9 protein-coding genes are annotated in these 13225 nt (G+C 61.7%); 7 read left to right on the forward strand and 2 right to left on the reverse strand.

Annotated elements, in window-relative coordinates; genetic code table 11:
• Nucleotides 1-26: 26 nt before the first annotated feature.
• Nucleotides 27-1049, reverse strand: coding sequence for an FAD:protein FMN transferase (locus EP30_RS09100; RefSeq protein ID WP_258185446.1), 1023 nt, complete (start codon nt 1047-1049; stop codon nt 27-29).
• A 583-nt stretch (nt 1050-1632) separates the two neighbouring features.
• Between EP30_RS09100 and EP30_RS09105 the strand changes: the two genes are divergently transcribed.
• The 7 genes from EP30_RS09105 (at nt 1633) to EP30_RS09135 (ending at nt 9844) form a co-directional block, all read left to right on the forward strand.
• Entirely contained in the window at nt 1633-3369 is a 1737-nt protein-coding gene (locus tag EP30_RS09105; RefSeq protein WP_140558104.1) for an FTR1 family protein, read from the forward strand.
• 93 nt (nt 3370-3462) lie between these two features.
• Nucleotides 3463-4095, forward strand: a complete 633-nt coding sequence (locus EP30_RS09110) for an iron transporter (protein WP_094664028.1) — start codon at nt 3463-3465, stop codon at nt 4093-4095.
• 306 nt (nt 4096-4401) lie between these two features.
• On the forward strand, nt 4402-5673 hold the full coding sequence (locus EP30_RS09115; RefSeq protein WP_140558065.1) for a Fe-S-containing protein: 1272 nt from the start codon (nt 4402-4404) through the stop codon (nt 5671-5673).
• A 13-nt stretch (nt 5674-5686) separates the two neighbouring features.
• A complete protein-coding gene (locus EP30_RS09120; RefSeq protein WP_140558068.1) occupies nt 5687-7048 on the forward strand; it encodes an ABC transporter permease in 1362 nt (453 codons plus the stop codon).
• 58 nt (nt 7049-7106) lie between these two features.
• The gene (locus EP30_RS09125) at nt 7107-8408 is read left to right on the forward strand and encodes an ABC transporter permease (RefSeq protein WP_140558106.1); all 1302 of its coding nucleotides are present in this window, start codon (nt 7107-7109) and stop codon (nt 8406-8408) included.
• A 55-nt stretch (nt 8409-8463) separates the two neighbouring features.
• Nucleotides 8464-9258 (forward strand): ABC transporter ATP-binding protein, encoded by a 795-nt coding sequence (locus EP30_RS09130; RefSeq protein WP_140558071.1) that lies wholly within the window; start codon nt 8464-8466, stop codon nt 9256-9258.
• A 64-nt stretch (nt 9259-9322) separates the two neighbouring features.
• Nucleotides 9323-9844, forward strand: coding sequence for an FMN-binding protein (locus EP30_RS09135; RefSeq protein WP_094664020.1), 522 nt, complete (start codon nt 9323-9325; stop codon nt 9842-9844).
• 63 nt (nt 9845-9907) lie between these two features.
• Here the strand turns inward: EP30_RS09135 and EP30_RS09140 are convergent, their stop codons facing one another.
• On the reverse strand, nt 9908-13225 hold the full coding sequence (locus EP30_RS09140; protein ID WP_219846813.1) for a hypothetical protein: 3318 nt from the start codon (nt 13223-13225) through the stop codon (nt 9908-9910).

A 13225-nucleotide genomic window follows, 5' to 3' on the forward strand; every position in this document is an offset into this window, starting at 1 on the left:
GTGGCCCTTCCGCCATCGTGGTCTTTTCACTTCATGAAGAACCGTCCCGGAAAACCGGGGGATTTGGCGACCACGCGGTCGGCGGTGACGAGCGCGCACTGGAAATTGAATGATTCGGCGAGCGCGGCCGCCGACGTGACGAACAAGGCGGTTGCCAATCCGTCCGCGACCATGGTCGGATACGATTCGTGGGCGCTGACGTCGTTGTTGTTGCCATTGAGCATCACCCACGAGGCGCGTACCTCGTCTGCGGGAAGCCCGTCGATCGCGTTGAGCAGATGATGGGCTTCGCGCAGAGCCTCGGAGGTTCCGCGTACTGGCCAGTGTCGGCGACTGGGGGCCGATGCGCATAGCGAGGCGTTCGTGAGTGCGAGAACACCGATGGCCCGCGTGGTGTCGTCCGGGTCTTCCAATGCGATGCGGGCGGGGCGCTCGCCGAAGTCGGACTTCCGATCGTCGGCGTGATGTTCGTTTTCGGGCAATGCATCATGTACGCGTATTCTCAGGTCGCCGCCGGCATCAATCACATAACGCAGTGGGCTGCCGGTTTCACGGGCGTACTGCTCCAGCATGTCGCCGAGCAGATCCACCATGAGTCCTTTGCCCGCGGCCCCGAAATCCAGCCGCACCGGACCGGTGGTGATCAGCGTGGTGCCGTCGCGCCGCACCGAATTCCATGTGGCGCGCCCGTGCTCCCTGCCAAGGTGTGCGAACGCTTCGGATTCCATGCGAAACGTCAGATTCGCGTCATAGCCCAGTCGCGCAAGGTCCTCGCCCACGCACGGGTCGATCGCGCCCTGCGAGGCCGCATACAGCCGGTCATGGAACTCGAACAGGGGACGCGCGAAGCCAGGGAATTCGAATCGTCCCCCATGTACGGCCCGGGCCATATCCGCAACGATCGAATCATCTCGGAACCGCGACAATGCCCGCTCGAACTCCTTGATGCGCGCCGCCATGCGTTCGCGCAGCTCGGAGGGGACGCCTCTCGACGTGGTGACGACTATTCCGCCGCCCAGAGCTTTGGAAAAGGCGATCGAGTGATTCATGGGTTCGATGGTAGTCCCCATAGTGCGGTGAGTCGTCATGCTTTCACTTCCGCTCTCCCTCTCTATGCCGTGTCTGTGTTCCCTTTTGGTTGAAAACTTGCGATTGAGCTCTTGGGGGTGTGTGGTTTTGTGAATGGCTCGGGACGCGGTGACGCACAACTCGAAGGTATGAAAAACGGTGCCGCGGAATTCCAACGATCGTATTTGGGTATCTTCGAGTTGTGTGATTTCAACTATTGAGACAAGCCCTTGAGTTGTGCCAGTTTTTCCTCCAAATGAACAAAACATAGTGCGCACAACGGTTTATGAGCGCTCACATACGTGCAACTCATCCAGAACGGTGGCCAATATCATCCACTGTGAAAATGTCAAGACTTTCTTTTTCCCCAAAGTGGTTCTAAGTTTCCGTAACGGTTCATGGAAATGCTATGGAAGCCTTGGAAACATTGGTTTTCCTAACGTGCTTCCCTAGTGGCTGGAATTGAGAGGAATTATGCGTTCACTAAGCACCATACTTGTACGCTATGAGCGAAATGCCGAAATCGGCGGCTCGGCCCGTGGCGTCGCCCGCGTCTTCGCGGCCATGATCATGGCGGTGCTTATGGTGGCGACCCTGTTCGCCGCGCCGAACGCCGCCATGGCCGCCTCCGGTTCGGACGGCGTGCCCACCAAGGCATCGTTCGACTACACCACATGGACCCAGATCTCCGACAAGATCGCCGAACAGCTCAACGAAGGCTCCTCCGACTACAAGAACGGCGACCACTCCGGTGCCGCATCCGCCTTCAACTCGGCGTACAGTATCACCTACGTGTCCACCAACTTCTCGCAGGCCACAATCGACAAGCTCGGTCAGGAGAAGTTCCAGTCCCAGCAGCAGCAGTTCAACTCGCTCAAGTCCCTGGCCTACCAGCAGGGCAAGGAAGGCGACATCGATTCCGGCATTGCTGCGCTCACCGCCGACGTGGCCGACACCGCCACCCAGCTTGACAACGCCTCAGACCTGCTCAAGCCGCAGGAATACTACACGGCCCGCGCCGAGAAGACCAACGCCCAGCGCAAGACGCTCGAGGCCAACAAGGTCAACAAGAACACCGGCAAAGGCAACCGCTCCTGGACCGATGTGGCCAACGAAATGACCCCGATCCTCGACAAGGCCCTCGCCGCGGCCAAGGCCGGCGACGGCCGCAAGGGCTCCGACCTCGTCAACAACGCTTACTACCAGTACTACGAGAAGCTCGGCTTCGAAAAGAACGTAATGAACGCCATCGGAGGCGACCTCGTCTCCAAGGTGGAATCCACCTTCAAGGAGGCCCGCAAGGCCATGGTCGCCGGTGAAGACGCCACCCAGCACATCACCAGCCTCAAGTCCATGCTGGTGGAGGATGCCGGCAAGCTCGACGGCGGTGCCGCAGACAACGTCAACGGTTTCACCAAGTTCATCACCAGCTCGGTCGGTCAGGCGTTCCTGATCCTTATCCGTGAGGGTCTTGAGGCGCTGCTCGTGGTGGCCGCCATCATCGCCTACCTGATCAAGTCGGAGAACAAGCGCTTCGTCAAGTGGATTTACCTTGGTGTGGTGGCCGGTCTGGCTGGCTCCGGCATCATCGCCGTGCTCTTCGGCCTGCTCTTCGGCGGCAGCGGCCCGATCCAGGAGATCATGGAAGGCGTATGCGCCCTGATCGCCATGGGCATGCTGCTGTGGACCAGCAACTGGATGCTCAACAAGTCCAGCGTCGAAGCATGGAACACGTACATCAAGAACAAGACCGAATCCGCCGTGGCATCCGCCAATGCGGTGGCAGCCACCAGCACGAAGACCACGATGGGCACCATCGTGTCGCTTGCCATGCTGAGCTTCCTCGCCGTGTTCCGTGAGGGTGCCGAAACCGTGATCTTCTACGAGTCGATCTATTCGATGAGCCAGGATTCACGCGGTATGTGGATCGGCGGTATCGCGGCGGCGGTCGTGCTCGTGATTGTGTTTCTGATCATCCGCTTCACCTCCGTGAAGATTCCGATCGGCCCGTTCTTCCTGGTCACATCCATCCTGATGTCCATCCTCGTGGTCGTCTTCGCCGGCGGCGGCGTGCATGCACTGATTGAGGGTGACGCCCTGAGCGGCATGTACCTCAACGGCGTGCCTACCAATGACTGGCTCGGCTTCTACCCGTACGTGGAGACCATCGTGGCCCAGGCACTTGCCGCGGTCGCCGTGATCGTCCTGTTCGTGGTCGGCTTCATGAAGCAGCGTAAGGTCAAGGCCCAGCTCAAGGCATCTGCCGGAGCCGGAGCTGAAACCGGAACCGGAACCAAGTGACCAACTCGTGCCGGTGATACAACCGATCGCCGGCGGACAGCCAAACACAAATACAAGTTTTTTCCAAAATCACAACAGAAAAGGAAAAGAGAAATGATGAAGAACAAGATCAAGGCTCTGCTGGCCGTCGTGGCCGCTGGTGCCATGGCGTTCTCGCTCGCCGCATGCGGCAACTCCAACGCCTCTTCCGACTCCTCCGCCAAGAGCTCCAGCAGCTCCGAGACCACCGAGGCCAAGAGCACCGACGGTGGCGCCGGTTTCGAGGAGATTCCGATCGGTGACGATCAGGAGGTCGGCCCGCTGAACGTGGCCGCCGTGTACTTCCAGCCCGTCGACATGTACCCCGAAGGCCAGGGCCTGAGCGCCGCCGAGGCCAACCTGCACCTCGAGGCAGACATCCACGCTCTGAAGAACAACGAGCTGGGCTACGCCGAAGGCGAGTTCATCCCGAAGCTGACCGTGGACTACAAGATCGAGGACAAGAACGATCCGAACAACGTGCAGCAGGGTACGTTCATGGAAATGAACGCCGATGACGGCCCGCACTACGGCGCCAACCTGAAGCTCGACAAGGATGGCGAGTACAAGCTCACCTTCACCATCCACTCCCCGCAGGAGAACGGCTGGACCCTGCACGTGGATCCCGAGACCGGTGTGAAGGGCCGCTTCTGGACCGAGCCGCTGACCGCCTCCTTCGATTGGGACTACACCGTCCACCAGTGGTGATCTCCCACTGACTCCCATCTGACGTTGGTCGATACTGGGACATCCCAATTCCGATATCTGGAGGTCGGGCAATCGGTGGCGGATTTCGAAGCGTATGCTTCGACGTCGTAAGACCACCGGTCCGGTTGCTCCGGACGGCTCCTGCCAATGGGAGCGGGAACTTACACCAAGGGCATTCCGCCGATTCGCTCCCCACGAGGGAGGTGAATCGCCGGAATGCCCTCTACGCGTTTTGGGATGGAAATCAAAACCACACAACAGAACACCACGAACACCACAACGTGGTAACTACGGAAAGGCTGATGAATGCTTGGACAATACGTGCAGGCGTTGCCGGGTATGCTCTCGCCATGCCTGCTGGTCATGGTGATGAGCGTGCTGCTCACCGTGGGTGAGGGGCGCGACAAACCGAAAAGCGCAAACTGGCGTCTCATCGGCCTGATCGTGGGTCTGCTGGGCGCACTCGTATTCGCAACGCTGCGAGGCACCGCCATCATCGACCGGCGTTCCACGGTGAACCTGCCGGCGCTCATCCTCGCGGTCGTATTCGACGTGGCGATGATCGCGGTCGTGATCACCGCGCATCGTCTCACCAAGAACTGGCATGATCATCCGGTGGCACTGCATCTGGGCAACTTCGCCGCAGCCGCCGGCATCGCATGCACCACGTTCTACATCACTCCCGACGTGATCCTGCAGTTGACGAACTTCGTGGAGACCGGCAAGTCGCCGTTCACATCCGAAATGCTGTTGCGCGCGCTCGGCTTCCTGCTCGGCGTGGGCACGGCTGTGGTCACGGCGGCCATCTTCCGTACCATGCGTTCCACTGCGGTGCGCATGTCATTCACCGCGGCGGCCCTGCTACTGGTCGTGCTGATCCTCATCCGACACCTGACCGATCTGTTCTCGCTGATGATGAACATGCTCATTCTGGTGCTGCACGGTCCGGCGTTCCGTACGCTCATCTTCTTCCATAATCACGAGATCCAGTTCACGCTCGCGCAGGCACTCGTGTTCGTCATTCCGATGGTCGCCTCGCTGATCGCCGGATTCAAAATGCCTCGGACCGGCGCGAACGAGGCCATCGCCCGCTCGCATATCGCGTTCAAACGTCGCGCGCTGGCGGCCAGCGTGTGGAGCCTCGTCGCCATGATCGGCGTGACCGTGGCGCTCACGGTCGGCGTGTACGAGAACAACAAGGTGCCGGAGCTCTCGCCGCCGGAACCGTATTCGCTGAGCAAGGGCGTCGCCACGATCAACTTCTCCCAGGTGGAGGACGGCCATCTGCACCGCTTCGAATACAAGGCGAAGGACGGCACGACCATGCGCTTCATCATCATCAAGAAGAACGGTGGCGCGTATGGCATCGGTCTGGATGCCTGCGAGACGTGCGGCGACGCCGGCTACTACGAGGAGAACGGCAAGATCATCTGCAAACGCTGCGATGTGGCGATCAACCTCGCCACCATCGGATTCAAGGGCGGTTGCAACCCGATTCCGTTCAACTACAAGATCGGCAACGGCAAGATCACCATCCAGACGGCGGATCTTGACGCGCTGTCACAGCACTTCAAGTAAGGGGAGGTGAAGCGTGTTCTTTCTTCGTATGATTTTCCGGTCGTTCAGCCGGCAGCTCAAACGTCGTCTGCTCATCGCCGTCACCGTATGTCTGTCGGCCACGGTGAGTGTGGCCATGCTTGGCGTGGTATTCGACGTGGGCGACAAGCTCAACGCCGAACTGTCGACGTACGGTTCGAACATCACCGTGCAGCCGAAGTCCGACGCCGTGATCTCCGATTTGTATTCCACGGATGATACGGCGGGAGCGGCCGGCACATCCGATTCGTCGGGTGCATCCGCCACAACAAGCGATCCGACGTCATTCCTCAAGGAATCCGACGCCAAGAACATCAAGACGATCTTCTGGGCGTTCAACATCACCAACTTCGCGCCGCAGCTCAACATCCACGCGAACGTGGAAGGACCGGACGCGAACGGCCACAATCAGACCACCATCCCGATCGTGGGCACGTGGTTCAACAAGACGCTCAAACTCGACACCGGCGAATCCACCGTGGTGGGCGTGCAAGGCATGCGCTCATGGTGGACCGTGCAGGGTGCCTGGCCCAAGGACGATTCCACACAGGCCATGATCGGCGTGAATCTGGCCGACAAGCTTGGCGTGAAGATCGGCGATTCGCTCGTGCTGGACAAGGCCACCGCGTCCGGCAAGAACAACGTGCAGAAGGTGACGATCGTCGGCACGTACGATTCCGGCGATGACGCGGCGAACTCGCTGTACATGGCGAGTTCGGTCGCGCAGTCGCTGGCTGATCTGCCTGATTCCGTCGACAAGATCGAGGTCAAGGCGCTGACCACGCCGGAGAACGATCTGGCGCGCAAGGCCGCCAAGAATCCGGCCGCGCTCACGTCCGAGGAATGGGAGACCTGGTACTGCACCGCGTACGCGAGCTCCATCGCCTACCAGATCGAGGAGGTCATCCCCGGTGCGGTGGCCAAGCAGGTGCGTCAGGTGGCCGCGCTGCAGGGTGATGTGATGAACAAGACCCGTGCCGTGATGATCCTCATGACCGCGTTGAGCTTGATCGCCGCCGCCATCGCCGTGGCGAATCTGATGGCCGCGTCGATCGGCGAGCGCGGTTCGGAACTGGCTCTGCTCAAGGCCATCGGCGCTACGGATGGTGCGGTGTCCCGTCTGATGCTGGCCGAAACGGCGGTGATCTCGCTTGTGGGCGCGATCATCGGTGCCGGTCTCGGCTCGGGTGTGGCGCAGATCGTGGGACAGGTGGTGTTCGGTTCGGGCATCACCATGCGTCCCATGGTGTTCGTGCTGGTGTTCGTGCTGCTGGCCATTACGATTCTCATCGCCTCGGTGTCGTCGATTCGTTCGATTCTGAGGCTGCGTCCCGCGGAGGTGCTGCATGGCCGCTGATAGCAAGAGTGATCGCAAGAGTGAGGGCAAGACCGTGAATAGCGAATCCGGACGTTCGATGACGAATCGGCGTATGTTTTTCGCCATGATCTTCGGTGCGGTATTCCGTCGTCGTTCGCGTGCCGTGATGGCTGTCGTCTCGTCGATGGTGGGCGCGGCCACACTGTTCTGCCTGGCCGCCGTGTGTTTGGTGGTGCCGCAGCAGATGAGTGCGGAGATGCGCGCGTATGGCGCGAATCTGATCGTCACTCCGAATGAGACATCAAGCGCCGCCGGACTGAGTGCCGAAACGGTCGCGAACGTGGAGAAAACGGTCACGGCCGACGGTGCCGCCAAGTCCGCCACCTATCGGTACGAGACGGTGCGTATCAATTCGGCACCGTACGTGCTTGGTGGCATTGACGTGAATCAGGTCCGTGACCTCAACCGGCATTGGGTGGTCGACGGCAAGTGGCCCAGCGAGGGTCGCGTGCTGGTGGGCCGTGATGTGGCCGATGCGATGGGTCTGGAGATCGGTTCGGCGATCAAGATCGCGTATCGTGAGTCGGATAATGCGGCATCGTCGTCCGATTCCGGCACGACGAGTGGCACCGCATCCGGCGATTCGGGTACGTCGGGCACATCGGGCACGACCGCCGGCACCACGTCCGCCGAAACGCAGGCGCAGTCCACCGGCCAGTCCACACGCGACGGCCGTGTGTCCTCCGATATTCTCAACACCGACGGCACCGAATTCCGCGTGGCCGGCATTGTCGACACCGGTGGCAGTGAGGATGAGATCGTATACGCCACGAACGATGACCTGACCAAACTGGCCGGCGAGCGCGGCAGCGACGTGATCGAATTCTCGTCCGAAGCGTCCGCCGATCAGCTCACCCAACTGGTCAACACGATCAACAAGAACACGACGCTTGGCGTGAAAGCGCAGCAGGTCAGCAAGATCACCTCGTCGAACACGCGCATCATCACCATGCTGCAGACGCTGTTCTGGCTGGTGTCGGTGGTGGTGCTGGTGTTGACGCTGGTGGGCGTGAGCACGACCATGGCGTCGATCGTCTCGCAGCGGCGCAATGAGATCGGTCTGCGCAAGGCGTTGGGCGCGAGTTCCGCGTCGATCGGTGCCGAATTCTACGTGGAGTCGGCGCTCTACGGTCTGCTTGGCGGCGTGATCGGCACGGGCATCGGCTACGTGTTCGCACGCGTGCTGTGCCAGACCGTGTTCGATCGGTCGTTGGAATTCAACTGGCTGCTCGGACTGGCCTCGGTCGTGCTGAGCGTACTGATCGCCGTGGTCGCGTCGATCGTGCCGGTCCGCCGTGCATCCCGTATCGACCCCGCCATCGTGTTGCGAGAAGAATAACCGGAAAACCCCTGTCTCAAGACCTCATCCAAAGACCTCATCCAAAGGATTGCCAATGCTTCTTGAACTTGATCACATTTCCAAGATCTACGGATCGTTGCACGCCGTGGACGATCTGTCCCTCACCGTGCCGGAGGGCGAATGGCTCGCCATCGTCGGCTCGTCCGGCTCCGGCAAGACCACGCTGATGAACATGATCGGCTGCATGGACACCCCGAGCAAGGGCTCCGTTTCGCTGGAAGGCCGCAAGCTTGAGGACCTCAACGCCACCCAGCTGGCCGACGTGCGCAAGAACCTCATCGGCCTGGTGTTCCAGAAGTTCTATCTGGTACCGCATCTGACCGCCGTTGAAAACGTGATGGTCGCCCAGTACTACCATTCCGTCGTCGACGAGAAGGAGGCGCTCGCCGCGCTCGACCGCGTGGGACTCAAGGACCGCGCTCACCATCTGCCCAGCCAGCTCTCCGGCGGTGAGCAGCAGCGCGTGTGCATCGCGCGTGCGCTCATCAATTGCCCGAAGCTGATTCTTGCCGACGAGCCGACCGGTAATCTGGATGAGAAGAATGAAAAGATCGTGCTCGACCTGTTCCGTCAGCTGCACAAGCAGGGCACCACGATCATCGTCGTGACGCATGACGCACTGGTCGCCAGCTGCGCCGAACGCGAGATCATGCTCAACCACGGCGTGCTCGTGGGGGAGAAGTGGAACGACGACGACGCCCGCGCCAAGTACGAGGCGGCCGGCGGCAAGCCCGCGTCCACTGGCAGCACGGCCGAAGGCGCGCAGACCGGCGAGACCGCGATTGGATTCGCCGACCCCACCAAGGCGGCCAAAACCGGCGGTGAGTGATCGGCCGGCGGTGGGTGACTGACTGGTAGTGAGTGACCGGTCGGATGAAACGAAAGGATTTGCAATGACCAACAAGACCATGAAGACCGCGGCCGGCGCGCTCGCCGGTCTGGTGGTCGTCGGCGCGCTGCTCGGCGGATGCGGCAGCCCCAAGTCCAAGGCCGTGCCGATGAATGACGAATACGCCGGCAATTCAGGCGAATCGTCCGCCGCTCCGACGGAGGGCTCGGCTTCCTCGGACGGTTCGTCGGCATCCCCGTCCACGTCGACGGATCCATCCAAGGACACCGGCAACTACAAGGATGGCACGTACTCGGTCAAGGGCGTATACGGGCCGGTCAACGAGGACAGCATCGACGTCACGCTGACAATCGCCAACGGTTCGATCACCGACGTGCAGGTGGTCGGTCACCCGCTCACCAGCATTTCCAAAACGCATCAGGACGACTTCATCAAGGCCATTCCCGGCGTGGTGGACGGCAAGGAGCTCAAGGGGCTCAAGATCGACAACGTGGCCGGCGCCAGCTGGACGTCCGACGCGTTCAACTCCGCGCTTGAACTGGTACGCGAACAGGCGTCGCAGTGAGGTCGGCTGGTCGGCTAGCCGACTCGGCCGTTTACTGTAACGCCTGTGCCTATCCGTTCGGTGTCATCCGACATAGGCCGAGCCGTCGCCGGTTTCGATCTTGGGCATGTTGACGGTCGGGTCGGTTTCGCCATTGCCGAGCGCGTCGACGAACTTTTTGATGCTCGGCGACTGCGTGCCCGACGGATAGTACGTCATCGTCTCGTTGTTCGACAGGGTCCACGTGATCGTGCCGTCGCCGTTCTCCTTGTAGGAGTTGGTCGTATACGAGTAGGCACCGCTGGAACCGCTGGGGGTGCCGGCGTCCTGCATGCTGATGCTGCAGTCGGAGTTCACGGTGAGCTGCATGCTGCCCTGCCACATGCCGTAGTTGCCGGCGATGTTCTGGCACCGGGTCTTGTCGTCGGCCGCCTGCTTGGCCTTGACCGACGCATTCACCTTATCCATGGCGGTTTCCAACGTTTCCGCGGCCTTGTTCAACGACGACGCGGTGATCTTGGACGTGTCCGAGTCGGTGGTGAGGCTCTGCAGCATCGTGTTCGCGTCGCTGATGGCTTGCTGGAGCGCGGTGAGCGTGCTTTCATCGGTCACGTTGCCGGTGGCCGACGTCATGAGTTTCTTGGCCTTGCTGAGCGTGGACTCCAGTGCGCTCTTCGCGTCGGCCAGCGTTTTGTTGGCCTTGCTGCTCTTGAGCGTGGTCACCGCGTTGTCGATTTTCGATGCGAGCGTGAGGTTGGTTTTGGCCAGTGCCTTGAACTTGTCGGCGCTGCTGTTGAGCTCCGCCGTGGTGCGATCGGCGTTGCACGATTCCGACGAGCCGTCGTCCGTGGTGGTGTTCACCAGATTGTTCAGCCCGGTAAGGTCGTTCTGATCGTTCACCTCGTCGTATTGCGTGCCGCTGACCGCCTGCTTGCCCTTGGTGACCGAGCTCGACAGTGTGGTCGCCGACTTGTCGAATTCGGACTGCGCGTTGGTGCAGGCGCTAAGCGCGGTCTGATGCTGCTGGTTCGTCCACCAGAAGTATCCGCCGCCGCCCGCCGCGATCGCGATCACGCAGATCACCGCCGCCACGATCGCAGCGACGCGCCTGCCCTTGCCTTTGCGCTTGGGCTTGGGTGCGTTGGATGGGTTCTGGCCGGCTGGACCTTGCAGGCCGTTGGGGCCGTTCGGCGTGGGTAGTCCCGGGACGCTGGCACTGGAGCTAGGGGCGGCCGCGGCGTTCGCGTTGCCATACCCGGGGTACGCGGGATATGTGCCGGGCTGGTTGGGCTGACCGTATTGATTGGCTTGGCCGTACTGGTTGGGCTGACCGTATTGATTGGCTTGGCCGTACTGGTTGGGCTGGCCGTACTGCTGATACTGCTGTTCGCCGTACTGGTATGTTCCCGCGCCCGGTGCGAACGACGTCGGTGCCGCCCCGCCCTGAGGCTGATAGATGGCGGTCTCCGCTGCGGCATCGCCGGAACGATCACCGCCCGCGCGGTCCGAACGATCGGACATGGGAAACAGATCATCGTCTTCGTCGTCGGGCACGGCGAACTGTGCGAGTTCGTCAAGCGCCGACTCCGGTTTGGCCTGTGCGGAACCGGTCGGTGCGAGGATCGACCGGCGTGTGGACGATTGCACGGTCGGCTGCGAGGGATCCGATTCCGGCTGTGCGATTGACGACGCTGCGGACCGCGCAACACGACCGGTGGGCTGAATCGCCTGCGGTTGCACCGGCTGCTGGTCCGCCGGCTCATTCGCCGCCGTGGCAGGATTGCCCAGCACTGTCGTGCTGTCCGCTGACGGTTTCGGTGCCGGGGTGTTCACCGGTTCCGGCGCTGCCTTCGATGGTTCGATGACGACGGTTTCCTCGGCCGGATTCTCCAAAGTTTTTTCGTTTGACAAATCATTGTTCGGCAGATTCTGTGCCGCGTCCGGTAGTGGGATCGCCGTGGTCTTCGGAATGGTTTCTGCCTCGGACGCCTGCTGTGCTACGACTCCGGCCGCAGCCGTTCCGGCCGCGGCCGCAGCACCGGCCAGCAACGGCTTCAGCTGATTCGCGGGAATCGCCTGTGTGGGCTGCTCTTCCGATGACGACGGTTCCTCCGACTGCGAAGACTGCTGACCTGCGACATGATCGTCATGGTGAGGCAACGCGGTAGTCGGCGGAATCGGGGTCGGCGCTTCGGTAGTTGGCGTTGCACTGGTCGGCAATGCGGTAGTTGTCGGGACCGCTGCCGGCGGGATCACCGTGGTCTCCTCATCGGACGTTTCCGGTTTCTCCGGCTGTTCCAACTCCTCCTGATCGTCGTCAAACCATTCCAACGGATTGAACGCGGTCGTCTCTTCGACAGCGCGTGTCGGGTCTTCGTCGATGTTCGATGGACGCTCAGGCGTATCGGCCTTGTCGTCCGAAACCGAAACCGAAACTGAAACCGGAGCCGGGGTCGGAGCGGGAGCCGCATCCGACGTTGCCGACGGAACCGCGCCCGACGCCACATCGGACACCACGGTACGATCATCGATCTCCGGCTCGGACAGCACGGTGTCGTCGTCAATATCGGACTGCGACGGCACGGTATCGTCATCTATCGCGTTCGTGTCAGTCGCGTCATTGTTCACGGTGCCGCTGTCTGTAGCGTCCTCGTTCACGTCCGGCACCGAAACTGGAATCGTGGCCGGAGCGGGGACGGGAACCGGGGTCGGAGATTGCGGCTGTGCGGGCGCGAACGATACCGGCTGCTGCGTCGGCTGCGGGGCCTGCTCGTCACCGGCGGCATGTGATTCGGCATCGTTCTGTACGGCTGCCGCCTGCTCGGCCTCCTGCGCTTCCTCCTCCGCCAGCGCCGCCAGCGGATCGAACGCGGTTGTGGCTTCGCCGGCGTCATTGGCGTCGTCATCGTTCGGCGAGGCACTGGCCGTAGCGGAAGCGCCGGATTCAACGGGGATCTCATCAGCGTCAGCGGCTTCGCGATTCCGATTCGCCAACGGTGCCCGTGCCGCTTCCGCGCTGATGAGATTCTCGTCGCCATTCGGTTCCTGGACCGCCTGACCCGACGGAGTCTCGGCTTCGGCATCTTCCCGAGCGCGCTCCTCCTCACGGGCCGCGGTGATCGCCTCGGTACGGGCCACCAGCGATTCCAACGGTTGCACGTCATACACCGGCTGCGCGGCGATATACGGCGTGTGACGACCATGTTCCGTCTGCGCTCCCGGCACCGCCTCGCGGGCGGCTTCCCGGGCGGCCTCCTGTGCCGCTTCGTGCGCGGCCTCACGCTCTTCGGCGGTCACTCCCCATGGTGCAATATCGCTGGTCTCCTGGGCGATGCGAGGCTGACCGGCTGACTGGCCGTCTTGCTCCACACGCTCGGGACGAATGGAAATCGGTTGGGCCAC

Origin of the sequence: Bifidobacterium sp. UTCIF-39 (assembly GCF_006408715.1) — a bacterium.
Lineage (GTDB): Bacteria > Actinomycetota > Actinomycetes > Actinomycetales > Bifidobacteriaceae > Galliscardovia > Galliscardovia tissieri.

Coding starts and splice junctions, on each gene's coding strand:
- EP30_RS09100 (WP_258185446.1), bottom strand. CDS start 1,049: ATGAATCACTCGATCGCCTTTTCCAAAGCTCTGGGCGGCGGAATAGTC.
- EP30_RS09105 (WP_140558104.1), top strand. CDS start 1,633: ATGATCATGGCGGTGCTTATGGTGGCGACCCTGTTCGCCGCGCCGAAC.
- EP30_RS09110 (WP_094664028.1), top strand. CDS start 3,463: ATGATGAAGAACAAGATCAAGGCTCTGCTGGCCGTCGTGGCCGCTGGT.
- EP30_RS09115 (WP_140558065.1), top strand. CDS start 4,402: ATGCTTGGACAATACGTGCAGGCGTTGCCGGGTATGCTCTCGCCATGC.
- EP30_RS09125 (WP_140558106.1), top strand. CDS start 7,107: ATGACGAATCGGCGTATGTTTTTCGCCATGATCTTCGGTGCGGTATTC.
- EP30_RS09130 (WP_140558071.1), top strand. CDS start 8,464: ATGCTTCTTGAACTTGATCACATTTCCAAGATCTACGGATCGTTGCAC.
- EP30_RS09135 (WP_094664020.1), top strand. CDS start 9,323: ATGACCAACAAGACCATGAAGACCGCGGCCGGCGCGCTCGCCGGTCTG.